Annotated in this window: 13 protein-coding genes; 7 read left to right on the forward strand and 6 right to left on the reverse strand. The window is 57.5% G+C overall.

The genetic code is table 11. The features are described from left to right. The 4 genes from A3K90_RS00010 to A3K90_RS00025 form a co-directional block, all read right to left on the reverse strand. A partial coding sequence (locus A3K90_RS00010) for a Wzz/FepE/Etk N-terminal domain-containing protein (RefSeq protein ID WP_303680601.1) occupies positions 1 to 508 on the reverse strand: 508 nt, incomplete at its 3' end. Positions 509 to 975: 467 nt separating this feature from the next. Beyond that, complete coding sequence (locus A3K90_RS00015) at positions 976 to 2,493, reverse strand: hypothetical protein (RefSeq protein WP_303680602.1); 1,518 nt, start codon at positions 2,491 to 2,493, stop codon at positions 976 to 978. A gap of 51 nt (positions 2,494 to 2,544) precedes the next feature. After that, a complete protein-coding gene (locus A3K90_RS00020; RefSeq protein ID WP_303680603.1) occupies positions 2,545 to 3,843 on the reverse strand; it encodes a UPF0149 family protein in 1,299 nt (432 codons plus the stop codon). Between the two features lie 283 nt (positions 3,844 to 4,126). Beyond that, the gene (locus A3K90_RS00025; protein WP_303680604.1) at positions 4,127 to 5,119 is read right to left on the reverse strand and encodes a plasmid pRiA4b ORF-3 family protein; all 993 of its coding nucleotides are present in this window, start codon (positions 5,117 to 5,119) and stop codon (positions 4,127 to 4,129) included. 419 nt (positions 5,120 to 5,538) lie between these two features. Here A3K90_RS00025 and A3K90_RS00030 point away from each other — a divergent pair, with 419 nt between their 5' ends. After that, entirely contained in the window at positions 5,539 to 6,204 is a 666-nt protein-coding gene (locus tag A3K90_RS00030) for a helix-turn-helix domain-containing protein (protein ID WP_303680605.1), read from the forward strand. Continuing rightward, on the forward strand, positions 6,110 to 6,616 hold the full coding sequence (locus A3K90_RS00035) for an ImmA/IrrE family metallo-endopeptidase (RefSeq protein WP_369690391.1): 507 nt from the start codon (positions 6,110 to 6,112) through the stop codon (positions 6,614 to 6,616). The genes A3K90_RS00030 and A3K90_RS00035 overlap by 95 nt, the downstream gene beginning before the upstream one ends. Before the next feature lie 34 nt (positions 6,617 to 6,650). Here the strand turns inward: A3K90_RS00035 and A3K90_RS00040 are convergent, their stop codons facing one another. Both A3K90_RS00040 and A3K90_RS00045 read right to left on the reverse strand, forming a co-directional pair. Continuing rightward, positions 6,651 to 7,037, reverse strand: a complete 387-nt coding sequence (locus A3K90_RS00040) for a hypothetical protein (RefSeq protein ID WP_041463925.1) — start codon at positions 7,035 to 7,037, stop codon at positions 6,651 to 6,653. A gap of 128 nt (positions 7,038 to 7,165) precedes the next feature. Next, complete coding sequence (locus A3K90_RS00045; protein WP_011358615.1) at positions 7,166 to 8,350, reverse strand: ATP/GTP-binding protein; 1,185 nt, start codon at positions 8,348 to 8,350, stop codon at positions 7,166 to 7,168. A gap of 367 nt (positions 8,351 to 8,717) precedes the next feature. Between A3K90_RS00045 and A3K90_RS00050 the strand changes: the two genes are divergently transcribed. The 5 genes from A3K90_RS00050 (at position 8,718) to A3K90_RS00070 (ending at position 14,855) form a co-directional block, all read left to right on the forward strand. After that, the gene (locus A3K90_RS00050; RefSeq protein WP_203415234.1) at positions 8,718 to 9,089 is read left to right on the forward strand and encodes a DUF6088 family protein; all 372 of its coding nucleotides are present in this window, start codon (positions 8,718 to 8,720) and stop codon (positions 9,087 to 9,089) included. Beyond that, on the forward strand, positions 9,073 to 9,300 hold the full coding sequence (locus tag A3K90_RS00055) for a hypothetical protein (RefSeq protein ID WP_041463926.1): 228 nt from the start codon (positions 9,073 to 9,075) through the stop codon (positions 9,298 to 9,300). The genes A3K90_RS00050 and A3K90_RS00055 overlap by 17 nt, the downstream gene beginning before the upstream one ends. Positions 9,301 to 9,333: 33 nt before the next feature. Then, positions 9,334 to 9,483, forward strand: a complete 150-nt coding sequence (locus A3K90_RS00060) for a hypothetical protein (protein WP_303680606.1) — start codon at positions 9,334 to 9,336, stop codon at positions 9,481 to 9,483. A gap of 238 nt (positions 9,484 to 9,721) precedes the next feature. Continuing rightward, positions 9,722 to 10,261 (forward strand): D-glycero-beta-D-manno-heptose 1-phosphate adenylyltransferase, encoded by a 540-nt coding sequence (gene rfaE2, locus A3K90_RS00065; RefSeq protein ID WP_303680607.1) that lies wholly within the window; start codon positions 9,722 to 9,724, stop codon positions 10,259 to 10,261. Continuing rightward, positions 10,248 to 14,855 carry a translocation/assembly module TamB gene (locus A3K90_RS00070; protein ID WP_303680608.1) on the forward strand — a complete coding sequence of 1,536 codons (4,608 nt, stop codon included), beginning with the start codon at positions 10,248 to 10,250 and terminating at the stop codon, positions 14,853 to 14,855. Before rfaE2 ends, A3K90_RS00070 begins: the two co-directional genes overlap by 14 nt. Positions 14,856 to 15,040: the final 185 nt, after the last annotated feature.

A 15,040-nucleotide genomic window follows, 5' to 3' on the forward strand; every position in this document is an offset into this window, starting at 1 on the left:
TAATAATGTAGCACCTCCAAGGAGTCAGGATGAACTGGCTGGTCAGCTTCTGAAGCATCCCGGGATAGGCGTTGGCAAGAACCGCAGCCCGTTCGGGGTTGCTGTCATCAACATCCAGCGTGATCGACCCGTCTTTTTCAAGCTTGACACTGGTGGCCGCCGTAAGCACCGCTCTTGCATCACGCAGGCTCGTAACGCCGTATGCCTTCTGCAGATCAAACCGTGCAACGAGGCTGTCGCCCATCGGCTGGCTTTGCATGAGGGAAACGAAAATCTCTTTTGATACACCTTCACCTGATTGCAGCAGCAGCTTGGTCGTAGCCGTATAGGTCGCAGGCATGAACAGGGTCACCGCAGCAACAATGACGGCCACGGCAATCGGCAGGCCAAGGATAAGTTTCTTGTGCTTTGCGAGGGTAATGGCGAGGTCAAGGAGACTGATTTCATCGTCGTAGGGATCGGGGCGCTGAAATTGGGGATTATTGGCGGGGACAAGCGTGTCGGACATAGGAGATGCTGTTGTTGAGTGGAGAGTGGAAAGAGGAAGAGGAGAAGCGGATATACAGCTTCGCTTGCTTCAGCCACAGCCGAAACATTGAAAATTACTATGGAATACATCGTCAAAACAGCGACGCATCAAGCCCCGACAACGGTCTTGTCGGTTCTACCGTTAGGAATAAAATATATGCAATAGCGCGTAATTGTCCTACCATAAATCCATAAACTGCGTTTTTTCTGTTTAGTAATACATCACATACAGCCACAAATCCTTAACAGGGCGAAGAATTATATATATCTCATACACATATCATATACTCTTACAACTGAACCAACGCATTCGGACGGAATGCCCCTTTCAATGCGGCGCGGTGTGGGCAGGAAGGTCCGGGTCTGCCGGGGATCGCCGGGCATATTCCGTTTCATGAACCAGTCACACAGCGGAAGGGTGAGGGCGGTATCGCCATGCAATCGACGTCACGCCGGCCCCCCGCTTTTCTCAACATCTTTCTCAACCTCATTAAGCACCTCCATCAGGCGCCGCTTTGCCTTGTGCCGCAACCGAAGCTCCTTGAGCATTGCAGTCCACTCTTCCTGCCGACCTGTATCCCTATAGACCCTCTGCATCTTCAGCATAGAGCCGGAAGCCTCCATATAGGCCTTCGGCTTCACCTCACCAATCAGGTTGTCGATGATAAGGCGCCATATCGAGAGCGAAAGATCCGGATGGGTTACGGCCACAGCATCGGCAACCTGTTCACAGATGCCCCTGTAACAGCCCCCGTGCCCGCAAAGATCCCGGTACAGTGCGACCGCGTCATCATTACGCTTTTCATAGATGGCGATTTCAATCAGGAGGTTCCGGTTCGGAAACGACCGGGGGCCCCGGCTCTCAGGAACAACCGCCCGGCCGGTCTCCGGCTCAGGCAGCACCCATGCGCCATGCTCCATAACGGAAAAAGCGGGACAGCGTCCGTTCAACAGATATCCCATCACAGAGTCCCGGACAGCCGGCCAGACACCCGCACCCTCCGCCGCATTATGCAATTCCCTGAACGCCTCCACCCCCGGGCGCTCGAAAAAGTCCTTTTCCCGGTAGGCAGCCGCCATGAGCCAGTTTTCCTCCATTTCCGCCAGTTCCCGAAGCCGCCGCTGGAGCTTTGCGGCGATGCCGGGCGCATCCTTGAAGGTCCGCATATATCCCTCTCTGCACCAGTGCCGCGCCCGATTTGTGTCACCGGCCTCAAGCAGAAGCTTGACAAGGGCATCATACTCCCAGGTGGCATCGGCCTCCGCCTCAAGCAGAGGAATGATCCTGCCGCCTTCACCGGCCCGCCGGTACGCGTCCATCAACTGCCTGACCACCACGGTGCGCAGGTCTCTCTCCCGCCACCGGTCGAACTCCGGAACCGACATATCCCGCAGCCGCTCTTCAAGCACAGCACCAAGGTCGTGCCAGACGGGTGCGGTGTAGCGCGCATCATCAAGCAGGACGTCCACACCCGAAAGCAGTTCGCATTCATCTTCATAAAGGGCCTCAAAGAGCCATGACAGCTGCTCAAGCTTCGAGCGCCTGGTGTCGGGCAGTGCCTTCAGCACCAAGCGCATGCAGTCCGATATCCCCATGGCCGTCTCGCCCTCATCATGGGCGTTCGAGACCTGTACCGTGCCTCTCTGCAGCAGTTCACGGCCAAGATCCAGAACCGCATCAGCATGCCCCCGCTCAAGAAGAGCCCGGAAGCGCAATTCAACATGGGAATAATCGGGAAGCGATTCGCCGCAGTCCTGGTAATCCGACCACGCGTCAAGGGAAGTCAACCCGCGGATCTCCTTCTGCAAGGCGCAAACAAGCGGTCCAACGCTGCCGCTTTCCAGCTGAACACGGTCCCGGACCCACCTGGCTACCCCCGGAACTTCGCGGGCAAGCCCCGCCACCATGGCCACCAGCTCATCCCTGCCTGCTCCCTGGAGCATCGACTCAATATCCATCATCATCCCGTAGTGTTTTTGTTCAGAAGAGATGCGCGCCACCGTGCCGGACACCCCTCAGCCACCGTCTCCCCCGCCACAGCACTTCTTGTACTTCTTCCCGCTCCCGCAGGGGCAGGGGTCGTTCCGACCCGGCTGCCGGCTGCCCCGTACCGTCCGATTCAAGCCCTGCTCAGCAAGATATGCCTCACGCCACGGCTGCCAGTACTCCTGCAGGTCCAGCACACACCCGCCCAACTCGTCAATCAGCTCCTCTTTCATGGCAAGCATCTCATTTTCATCAACCCCGGACTCCTCGTCAAACACCCCCGACAGCAGGGCAAAAGGCGTCATCACCCGCCGTCCCTCCTCATCGCCATAGGTCCGCGTCCACACATCCTCATCAATCATTGTGCCCAGCAGAAACCCGGCCGACCAGTCCACTGCCGCCTGCATCCGCTCTTCACCCGGTTCAAACTGCAGATTCTCACATAACGGCAGGTAATTGTCAGGATCATTGGTGAGCTGACGCACCACTGCGTTGAAGTATGCGTAGATCAGCCCCATCCCCTTTTCCATCTCCGCCTTCGAAGCAAAATCCGGCTGCCGGCCTGAAGCCTCCATATCCCACACCAGCGGCAGCCACCTGCTCGGCATGATGGTTACCGGATGAACGGCAAGCGCCGAAAACAGCCCGTCAAGCGCAAGCATCGACATCGCCCCTTCAGGAAGCGCATCCGAAGAAAGAAACTCCTGAAGTTCCATCAAAAACTCCTCTCCCGGCTCAACCTCAGCAACGGCTCTCATACGGGAGCCCGAAAACCTGTTCTTCACCTGATCATTGAATACACTGCAGTCAAACGCCTCAGGCTGAAACCCCTCGCCAAGCAGCTGCACTGCCGCTTTATGCTCATCTTCATCCAAAACATCCTTAAAGCTTTCAAGCAGCATAAGATACCCTGGCACCCCCCCGCAATCCTCCGGCGGGCACGCCCCGCTGCCACCAAGGCACCAGAGCGGATCATCATCCTCCCCGATTTCCGATACCTTTTCAAGCACAACCTCATGCTGCCAGTCATCACCTAAATCATAACAGTACAGACACCGGTCACCCGGTTCGCGGAGCAGATCCGACAGGAGATACTCCCGCTCATCAAGCACATCCGGACTGTCCTCATCACCGTCAATCGGACCATACCGCACCCTCTCGCTCTCTTCGCCGCCCTCAAACTCATGCAGATGCATGTTCTCCCACCCCATCACCATCTGAATCACCATATGGACAAGACCCAGATGAGCGTCATCGGGAATCCTGATCCGCCGCCACACCGCGGGCTCTGCACCGAGCAGCGATACACGGACCTCATACACCACCATACGCACCTCACCTCAAGCATTATGTTGAAAAAAATCAATCTGGCACAACGTCCCGCAATGGACATTCCGCAATGACCATCCCGCAATATACAGGACAAAAAAACCAACAGCAGGGCCGGCAACAGATACAGTACAGAACCAAAGGGCAGATTAATGTTCCATAAAGGGAACAGAAAGGTCCCAGAAAGGGACCGGAAAGGGACCGGAAAGGAACCAATAATGACTGCTCCTGAACCGCTCACCCTCTACCCGCGATTCTATCAAGTGGCCATCCGCCCCCTTTTCATATCTCCCACTCCCCCCGGGGCAGCTGCCGGTCGCGGGTCCACCGCTGGTAATCCACCAGCCGGTCGTTGATTTGAAGGATATCTACCTTCGCCCTGTCAAAACCCCCACCCGGCTGCTGGCGCTCGCCGTACCACACCCTGAACTGCTCATGGTCCGGGTGTCGGGGATCGGCCATCACCCGGCAGAATTCGCTGAAGCCGTCAGGTCCTCCGACATCCTCGGGCGGGGGCGCCCCCTCGCCCTCCAGGCACCAGACGGGGTAATGGATGCCCCGGGGCTCGAAACGGCTGTGCTCAAGGGTGAGCTCATGTTCCCAATAGTCCCCGAAATCATAGATGTAGCTGAACCGGCGCCCTTTGCGGCGCACGAGGTCCTGCAGCCGATAGCCCGCTTCGTCAAGAGGGCGGCCCGGATCCTCCGGGTCGAGGTGCTCCATAAAGCACGTCCTGCCGATTGTGAACTGATGCACATGATAGTCATCCCATCCCATGACGACCTGCAGCACATCGTGCAGCCGGTCGAGCGTGATGCTCCCGGGCACCATGAAACGACGCCATATCTCCGGCTGGACGTCCTGCAGGGTGATGCGCATAAGGTAATAACGATCAGTGGGCTCTCTGAACGTGGTGCCAAAAGGAATTTCCGGATCACTGAAGGGCCCCTCAAGCAGACGGGCAACCTCATGGCCACACACCCCGCAGCGCCCCTTCAGGAGGAGGTCTCCGGCGAGCATTGAGCCGGAATACCCGACGATGGGAACGCCTTTCCGGCAGTTCGTGCAGAAGACATGGGCAAGAATCTGCTCCTGAAATTCCGGGGGAACGGAGTCCCAGCATGCCGCAGCCTCCGGAGAAAATCCGGGAAACGGGATGATGGCCATCTGTAATAGCAGGTTGGTGCCGGCAATAAGCACGGGGCCGGCGGGGTTGATGCTTCGGCTTGAAAACGCCTTGAAAGATACGACGATCTGTATGGAAATCCAGAACAACCGGGACCTGCCGCTCTGGAGGCCGAAGAGACTGCTCTCTCTCTCTCTCTCTCTCTCTCTGCACGAACCATGAAATCCATCTCTCTGCATAACCACCAGACCACACGCCCTCATCCGGATATGGCTGTGCAGCCGGAGAACAGGCTTTCAATGGTGTTTACCCTGGCCTCGCGATGCATATACACTGAATTTTACGACATGTCGGGCATGATAGAACAATAAAAGCGACAAATCCCAACGTTGCATGGCCGTACTGCAACAAATCACGACAAAGGACGCTTCACCGATCCAGGGGGCGCCAACCGAATCGCGGAAAGACCTTTCCATAGTACCCTTTGGCATTACCCTCGTTGTTGCTGGGTTGGTTTAAATATTTTCTAAACTCAACGAGAGCTCAAACCTTTCTACGGGGAGGAAAGATGATCGGAGAACGCATCAGGCAGGCAAGGCAGATAGCCGGACTGACCTTGCTGCAGCTGGGTGCAGAGGTGGGCGTTTCAGATACCGCCATCCAGAAATACGAGCGAGGGGTCATAACCCCATCCTCATCGCAGCTGCTCGCACTGGCCGAGGCGTGCAATGTCCGTACCGAATACTTTTTCCGCACGTCGTCCGTGACCCTCCGTCACGAAGAGTTCCCGAAACGCTCCACCTTCGGTAAAACAGCCAGGGATACCACCCGGCTCAAAGTCATCGAACGCGCCGAACGATGGGTCCGGCTACTCGACGCCTTTCCTAAACCGCCCATCCCCACATTCACAGTACCTGAAGGGGTGAGGCCATACATCGACGACCCGCTACAAATCGAAGCAGCCGCCGAAGCCGTCCGAGAAGAGTGGAAGCTCGGCATTGATCCGATTGCGGACCTGTGCGGCGGCCTTGAGGCCCTCGGATTCATCGTCATAATGCTCAATGAGAACGACCCCCTGGTTTTCCGGGTTCACCGCCGAAGCGCACACCGCTTCCGGGCGGACATATCCCCTCATCGCTATTTCCCGACGGTGGCCGGGCGACCGCCAGCGCTTTACCCTTGCGCACGAGCTCGGTCACAGGCTGCTCTCAGGGCGCCTTCGCGGCGGAATTGATGAAGAGAATGCATGCGACCGCTTCGCAGGTGCGTTTCTTGCCCCCCGTTCCTCGGTACAGTTCCTTCTTGGCAAAGAGCGCTTGAAAATAGAATGGCAGGAGTTACTGAAACTCAAGCATGAATTCGGCCTGTCGATGCTGGGCTGGCTGATGCGGGCCCGTCAGTGCGAAATCATTACTGATGCGGTCTATACGAAGCAGATCAAACAGTTTTCGGCCAGGGGCTGGCGAAAGAAGGAGCCGGGCCCGCCCTTGGCCGAAGAATCCTCGCAGTTCTTCGAACTGTTTGTGTGGCGTGCGCCGGGCGAAGGATGCATAACCCCGTCCAAGGCTGCCGAACTGCTCGGCATCCCGCTCATCATCCTCCAGAAAAAAAGGCTGATCGAACAGCACGATGATGCTCCTCAATAGAGACGATAACATGAACCGGAACGCTTTGATCTATTCAACATCCCTCAAAACACCTCAGCAGTCGATCCAGCTCGGCAATCCCCTTCCTCGACAGATCAAGCACGGGCCTTGAAAAACTACCCGCATAACTCTGACGCTCCATCAGGTCAAGGTCGAGCAATTTCTCAATCTGTTTCTTGCATTGCAGACACCGTTCTGGCGGACGGTGGCCGAGAATCGCAAGCAACAGCCCCTCAAGGCATGGCATAGAACCGACCATTTCGATGCCGGATTTTCGTGCGCTCTTTGTTACCCGGTCGGCCCATTCAATGTCGGTGTCAAGCAACACGACACATGCATCGTAACAAAAGCGCTGACTCAGCTTCACGGCATACCCGATGACATGCTCGGGCCCTTTTCCATGGGCATTGCGTACGCTCACACTGACCCCTTCCCTCCGGGAACAATACAAATCACGAAGATGCGTGAGAAAAGCAACCTCAGAGTCCCCTTCACCAACCGCAAGCAGGGTTTTTCTGACCTGCCGCTGTTGTCGTCGGACCCCCATCCTCATAGCTGTGGAATGGCGCCATAGGCGCCTGCCATGTACTTGGCGTACAGGTTGTCATCAGCACGAACGCCCTTGAGGCTGTCCAAGCGCCAAGCATCGCTCACGCCCTCATCATCCTTTTCCACCAGCACGACCTGAGCTTTGTGAAGCAGGCTCAACACCTCAATCGAGTGGCTTGTGAACAGGATCTGTGCATGGTGCGGGTTCGTTGCCGGCGAGAAAAAAAGGTCAAGGAGAGGGGCAAGCATATGGGGGTGGAGATCAGCCTCAAGCTCGTCGATGACAGCCAGCCCCCCATACTGCAGGGCAGGGAGAATGCGGGAGAGAAGAACGAACGCCCCTTGGGTACCGCTGGACTCATGCAGGAACATCAGGCGATGCTCCCTCCCTCCGACCCGGTGCACGCCGAACGGAACATTGATCTCCTTGACTGTGCCGCCCTCATCCCTCACCGCCTGTTTCTCAATCTGCACATCGATGAGGCCGAAATCCCACTCGTGCAGAAGGGCTGCCATCCGAGTTTTGAAGTTGGCATTGCCGGCATAGAAATCCGATGCCAGAAGTAGCTGATTATGATCCGCCCCCAGCCGACCAAATGCATGGACATTACTCCAGACGTTTGCTGACAGCAGCCGCAGTGCAAGAGGCACTTCGTACTGGGCGGCTGTCGAAATCAGCGATGCATTCTCGCGCACTTTCCCGGCCTCCTTTCCGAGGAGGCCGAACTGACGTTGCTTGACTACATACCCCTTCTTCCCGGGACTCCAGTCGCGGACAAAGACATAGGAGAAGGAACGGGTCTGACGGGAGTAGAGTGACTCGTGATACACCCGCTCCCTTGAAGCTCGCAACCGGTAACGCCACTCCCGTCCGTCCAGCTGGAACGAAACCTCGAACGTGCTGGGCTCGGACTCTCTGGAAAAATGCGCAAAAAGGGGAATCGGTTCGTCCGGCTTTGCCTGGAAGGAGTGCCTGACGAACCAGTCCACAAAAACCAGGGACTTGAGCAGAGCGGTCTTCCCGCTCGCATTTGGTCCGATGATGGTGACAGCCTTTGACAGACGGGTACCGTCTGCAAGACCAACGGACCTGCCGTCCTCGGGGGGATGGCCGTTCAGCTCCAGCGAGATCCGGACAGAATCTCTAAACGACTGGAAGTTCTCAAGAGTAAAAGAGCGCAGCATAGTTCATCATATTAGGCCGTTTTCAACAAATATTTGTATAATAATGACTTTTATCATGAATACAAACTCATATAGAAACAAGAACGAACGGAATATTCAAGAACCCTTACCCACCTTAATTCCCGGCTGATTTATAACTATGTCCCCGATAATTCTTTGAGAAACTGACTGTTATGCGCAAATAGGCCTTTGTTATAAAGTCTCGGGAATTTAAGGATGTATAGGAAGGATTCTTGCTTTCTTTCCTTTGCCGCTAGGTTGGAAGTGTCGTATATTTGTGTTGAGGATGTGTCGTATTTTTGATTGATTAAGACCTTTATTTAAAATGAGTAGGAAGGGAACGGTAGGCGCTAGAATTACTGCGAGAGTGGCGCGGACGAAAGCATCGGTTTTTATCCGTGATGACTTCCGTGACATCAGCGACTATGACCAGGTTGGAAGGGTGCTCAGGACGTTGACGAAACAGGGGCAGCTGATTCGCCTGGGGTATGGTGTTTATGTCAAGGCGAAAAAGTCGCCGATCAATGGTGAGCCGGTTCCCGTTGCTCCATTGCCTGTTATCGCCAAAGAAGCTCTGCAGCGTCTGGGAATTGAAACGCTTCCATCCCGTCTTGAAAACGCCTACAATGCCGGAGAGACAACACAGGTTCCTACCGGGCGTCTGATCGGTGTGAAGGGGCGCATTAGCCGGAAGCTTGGTTATCGGGGGGCCTTTGTCAGCTATGAACGTGCGTCCTGAGCAGGAAGAGTTTGACGAACTGGCGCTGCTTACAGGAATCGATCCGTCTTTTATTGAAAAGGATTGGTTCGTAACTCAAGTAGTCGCAGCTATTGCATCCTTTGCGTATGAAGGGTTCCTGTTCGTATTTGGTGGCGGAACGGCTCTGGTTTTTGTTGCCCCATTGATATACGGAATTGACTGGGAACACAGGACAGGACATGCTCTATGAGGATCATTCTGCGATAACGGGTGCTGAAGAGGTATGTTGACAAAAGGGCACCATTCATTCTACCTTGATATTTATCTGGACGGAAAGCGGGATTACGGCCACATCCTGACCGAACTGACCAAGCCTCAACGCCAGATACTCAAGGCTCTCGACATTCCCTTCCTTGAAGAAAGCGCGGCATAGTTATAAAGTCTCGGGAATTCAGGTTACCCAACCGGCAACACGAGATGAAAAGAACCATCGAAGCAAACGATGCAGAAGAATCTGCTCTTAGCGCTCTCTGCGGGAACGACATCCCACGAGGCTACAGTCTTTTGGGAGAATCCGGGGAACATTTTTTGGGCTGAAGCATTTCCAGAAAAATATGCATTATACTATAGATTAGAATTTGAGAGCCAAACGATGCAGAGGGCTGAATGTAATGGGTGACTACAAGGCGAAGCTTCTCACGCGCCTCGATGCGCGTGACCAGGTCAAGGAGTGGCAGCGGGAAGGGCTGCGGGTGGTGTTCACGAACGGATGTTTTGATATCCTGCATGCCGGCCATGTCGGTTACCTCACCGAGTCGAGGAGGCTTGGAGACCGGCTCATCATAGGACTGAACAGCGATGCCTCGGTACAGCGGATTAAAGGCCCCCTGCGGCCGGTATGCAGTGAAGAGGACCGCGCTGCGGTGCTCTCAGCGCTCCGGGCGGTCGACGCCGTCACTCTTTTCGATGAAGACACCCCTGAAGAGCTGATAGGGCTGCTCCTGCCGGACATCCTTGTAAAAGGAGCCGACTGGGCGGTGGAAAACATTGCGGGCGCCAAAGCGGTGCTTGCCCAAGGGGGCAGCGTACTGAACGTGCCGCTGCTTGAGGGCCGCTCCACCACCGGCATCATCGAACGGATAGTTGCCGCATACGCCGGAGAGCGGCAGTTGACCGCCAGGGGCGGAGGGGACCGGGGTGGAACACCTTAAACAGCTTGCAATACGGATTCTGGCGGCACTCTCCGCACTCCTCCTCCTGCTCTCGCTCCTTCTGGCGATAGTGCTCAACAGCGGCGTACTCAACCACTGGGCGAAAGAAGCCGGTACGGCCCTTTTCAACAAGGAACTGACCGGGCGGCTTGAGCTTGAGGGGGTAGAACTCAAGTTCCCGAACCGCGTGACCCTCATCCGTCCCCGGATCTATGAGCCCGGAGAACGCATTCCCGCACTCTCTGCGTCGCGGGTTTCGGCGCGCATCAACTTCCTTCCCCTTCTGCAAAAGGACATCACCGTCCTCCGGTTCCGCAGAATCAGCGCCGACTCCCTCACTGCAAGAGTGACTGAGCGCGAGAACGGAAAACTCAACCTTGCCGTCATCTTCACTCCCCGCCAGCCCGATTCCACAAAGCCGGGACTGCAGGAGTTTTCCTGCCGCCGCCTCCGGCTCCAGAATGCCGCAGTATCCTACACGCCCTTTGCCGCCTCCGGCACTGCAATGGCAGCCGTTACCGCCCGGAACCTCGACCTCCGCCTCTCAAACTTCACCCTGCAGGAAAAGCTCCTGAAGGGATCCCTTGAGCAGCTCCGCTTCACACTTCCCCGTGAACGCTTTACCCTCCGGGAAGGGTCGGGACAGTTCTTCATTACCGATAAGCGGGCCGAGGTGATAGGCCTGAAAGCCGCCGGAGGAAAGAGCCGGGCAACCCTCTCCCTCTCACTCGACGCCATTGACCTGCGCCACTTCGACCCCGAGCATGCCCTCCAGACGGGGAGTTCGTTCGTGAACGTGGAGGAGATCCTGCTGGACACCGACGACATCGCAATGCTGGCGCCCGGGGTTCAGCTCCCCAAAGGCACCTATACCCTTAAAGGCAATATGAAAGGCAACGCCCGCGAAGCCGAGCTGCTCGACCTTCTTGCCACCCACAACGGAAGCCGCCTGAAGCTGAAAGGCCGCTTCATGAACCTGCAGGACAGGGAAGCGCTGGCCTACACCATCACGATCGACAGCTCGAAGGTGAGCGCACCGTTCCTCTCAGCACTCTCACCGGAAGGAACCGTGCGCCAGATTGCAGAGCAATCAGGCGGTGTGTCGTTCACCGGCAAGGCCGAGGGAAACCTGACAGCCGTCAAGACCGATGTAGCCTTTACGACCGGAGCCGGAAAAGGATCACTCGAGGCGACGGCCACAACAACCCCGAACAGCGGGGTGCACTACGCCGGCACACTTGAACTCCGGGAGTTCGAGCCGCACCGGCTCGTCCAGATGGACGGCATAAAAAGCCGCATCGCCCTGAAGGGAACCATTGAGGGGACGCAGTCGAGGGAAGGCATTGAGGACATGAAAGCCGAGGTGGTGCTCGGCGAGTCACTGTGGCACCGCCAGCAGGTTCAGTCGGGCCTCATCCGGGCGGACTACCGAAACAGGAACCTGCAGTACAGCGTGGAGATGAAGGGTGCAGAGTCCACCGGCCTCTCGCTCGAAGGGAACATGAACTTCAGCACCGCAAACCCGGCCTACAGCCTTGGCGGCACCCTGGAGGGCATCAATATGGCCCGCCTCCTGCCCTCCAGCACCTACAGCACCGACCTCGGCGGCGTGATTGCGCTGAAAGGCGAGGGGTTCGACCCCTCCAGCCTCAACCTCGCCCTCTCCGTCCGCTTCACGCCCTCATCCCTGAACGGCCTCCGCATCCAGGACGGCTCCCGCCTCAGCGCCGAAGTTGCCCAGTCGGACGGGGCCTCCGAGATTACCCTTTCGAGCGACTTCATGGACCTGCAGCTGCAGGGCAACTACTCGGTGCAGCAGCTCGCAGCACTCAGCCAGTACGCAGCTGCGGGCATTACACGCGAAGCAGCAAAGGAGAACATCTGGTCAGGCGCCGCGCCCCCGCCGCTCAAGGCAGACCCGGTGCTGAAAAAACCCTTCATCCTCAACTACAGCATCAATGTGAAAGAGAGCGCCCCGCTCGAGCTGTTCCTGCCTCTTGGAGACCTGTCGTTCAGGGGAAGTGCGGTGGGGCGTGCACTGTCCGCCGCAGGCCTCTGCTCGGTCACATCATCGATCGACGTACCAACCATCCTTTCCGGTTCAGGGGGAAAACTGCCGACGGGCAGGAACAGCAGCGCCCTCTCCATCAGCGGACTGAATGTGCAGGCACAGCTGGAGTGCGATGGAAGCGGGGCTGAGAGCCTCTCGCTTACCGGCAGGACCCGTGAAGCAGAAACCCTCGGCCGTAAGATCGGCTCCGCTTCGTTCTCCCTCCGCTACGCCGCATCCACCTTAGACCTGAAGCTTGATATGGATGTGCCCGAACCGGGAGGGCGGATCACGCTCGATGTGGCGGCGGTACGCAGCGGCAGAACCTACCGGCTGTCAGTCAACCGCCTCTCTCTGGCCGACAGCTCCGGCATATGGTCGACCGCCGGCACCCCGCAGGTGCTGGTTGAGCGCTCCGCACTGCGCTTCAACCGGTTCAATGTCGCTAAAGGCACACAGAAGCTGGTGCTTGAGGGTGACCTCTCAAGCCGTGAACCGGGTTCGTTCACAGCCAGCCTTACGGGGTTCCGGCTCGACGAACTGCAGCGATTCACCCTCGACCCTTCGCTTGCGCCCCTCTCCGGAACAATCGATGCCTCGCTCTTGATCAGCGGAAGTCCCGCATCAAAAACCAGCACACTCGACGTAGAGGGACGCAACGTCCGTTATGACCGGTTCCAGATCGGCCGTCTCCAGGCATCCCTCCGCCACCGCCCGGGCACCCTCAGCTTCCAGATGGAGAGCAACGCCGCAGGGGGTGCCGGTGGCGGCACCCTCGCCCTGAACACCATCACAGGCTCGGGAACGGTGCCGCTCGAACTCAACTACTTCCCGCTCCGTATAGCGGTGCCGGACCGCCAGCGCATACAGGCATCGTTCCAGTCCCGGAACCTGTCGGCAGAGGTGCTGGAGTTCGCCCTCCCCTTCTTTGCCTCCGCTGAAGGCATGGTACCCTCAACGCTGCGCATCGAAGGCCGCACCCCCTCACCCGAAGTCTACCTCCAGAGCGAACTGCGCAATACGAAAATCAGGGTGGCGCCGACTGAAGTCGCCTACACCCTCAACGGCGACATCGTCGTGACCCCGAGGCAGCTCGAGCTGCGCCAGCTCCAGCTGAGCGATTCACTCAAAGGAACCGGTACCCTCTCAGGCGCCCTGCAGCTCCGAAACCTCGAACCCGGCGCGATCTCGGTAGACGCAAGGCTGCGCAACCTCCTGCTCTACAACAAGAAAGACAAGAAGGACGAAACCTCGTTCGGCACCATTGTGGGCACAAGCCCCGGCATGCGCCTCCGGGGCGACATATCCGCACCGGTACTTGAGGGCGAGCTGCGGGTCAACCAGGCATCATTCTCGCTCTACCGCTCGGGGGCAAACGAAAGCACGAAGTATATAGGGGCGGAGAAGTTCATCGAGTTCGTTCCCCGCTACCCCAAACCGGTGCTGCCCGGAGACAGGCCGGCATTAAAACGCCCGAAGGACGCGGAGTTCTACTACTCGCTCATCGACATTCTGGAGATCAGGGACTTCAAGCTCTCGGGCCAGGAACCGATGCGCTACAGCATGATCTTTGACCGGCTGCGTGGTGAAGGGCTTGAAACGACGGTCAACAACCTCTCGCTCACCGTCAACAAGCACAACCAGCAGTACCGGCTGTTCGGCTCCGTGCAGGTGGTCGGCGGCAAGTACCGGTTCTCAAACTCCAACTTCGACCTCGAGGACGGAGGGCGCATCAGCTGGAACAACGACGAGATACGAAACGGAGCCATTACGGACCTCTACGGCTCGAAGTTCGTCAGCGCCCTCTACCAGCCCACTGCCGAGCGTGACAACGTGAAGCTGCTGCTGGCCATCACCGGCTCCATCAACGAGCCGCGGGTGGCAATGGGATACTACCTCAACGAAACCGCCCAGCCATACGCCGCAACCACCACCCTCGGCAGCCACTCGGCACAGATCGACCCGAACGCCGAACTGAACGTGATCTCCATGCTGCTCTCACGGCAGTGGTATATCCGGCCCGGAAGCAACGGAGCGGGCGGCGGAGGCATTGCAGCCTCCAGCGTCGGCCTTTCAGCCGGCACCGGGCTGCTTTCCGCGCAGGTATCGAGCGCCGTTCGCAACCTTGCCGGATTGGAAAGTTTCAACCTGAACGTCGGCACCGGAGAGGATGGCGCACTCACCGGCCTCGACCTCTACTTCGCCATGCATGTACCCGGCACTGGAGGCAAGCTGCGCTTCATCGGCACCGGCAGCTCCTCGGACATCAAGCAGTCGTCCCTCTTCGGCCAGTACGGCACGTCCCAGAAACTTGAATACCGCATCACCCCCAAAATATCCGCCGAAGCCTACCGCTCCTACGGCCAGAGCTCCAGCGAACTCATCAGCACCAACCTCCAGAAACCCACCGAAACCTGGGGCGTGAGCCTCTCCTACAAAGAGCGCTTCCATACCTGGGACCAGTTCTGGCGCCGCATCACCGGCAAAAAGCAACAGAAAGAAAAGCCCGCCCGGGAAAAAGAGCAGGAAATGGTGCCGCGCTGAGGAATTCGAAAGCGGCTTAAGGCAGAAGAGAGATGCCGTATCGAATGCGGTGTACGATATTTGTTCAAGACTACCCTTCAGGCCCTGACATCCATCTCATCCAGCGCCCGGTAACCACAGAGCGCTGGAAAGGACTGTTTGGCTTTTCTGGCTCTGTCATTGCAAGCCATCCATGCTGAAAGCCC

Origin of the sequence: Pelodictyon luteolum (assembly GCF_001622165.1) — a bacterium.
In the GTDB taxonomy this organism is placed as follows: domain Bacteria; phylum Bacteroidota; class Chlorobiia; order Chlorobiales; family Chlorobiaceae; genus Chlorobium; species Chlorobium luteolum_B.

Coding starts and splice junctions, on each gene's coding strand:
- rfaE2 (WP_303680607.1), top strand. CDS start 9,722: ATGGGTGACTACAAGGCGAAGCTTCTCACGCGCCTCGATGCGCGTGAC.
- A3K90_RS00030 (WP_303680605.1), top strand. CDS start 5,539: ATGATCGGAGAACGCATCAGGCAGGCAAGGCAGATAGCCGGACTGACC.
- A3K90_RS00060 (WP_303680606.1), top strand. CDS start 9,334: ATGTTGACAAAAGGGCACCATTCATTCTACCTTGATATTTATCTGGAC.
- A3K90_RS00015 (WP_303680602.1), bottom strand. CDS start 2,493: ATGATGATGGATATTGAGTCGATGCTCCAGGGAGCAGGCAGGGATGAG.
- A3K90_RS00020 (WP_303680603.1), bottom strand. CDS start 3,843: ATGGTGGTGTATGAGGTCCGTGTATCGCTGCTCGGTGCAGAGCCCGCG.
- A3K90_RS00045 (WP_011358615.1), bottom strand. CDS start 8,350: ATGCTGCGCTCTTTTACTCTTGAGAACTTCCAGTCGTTTAGAGATTCT.
- A3K90_RS00055 (WP_041463926.1), top strand. CDS start 9,073: ATGAACGTGCGTCCTGAGCAGGAAGAGTTTGACGAACTGGCGCTGCTT.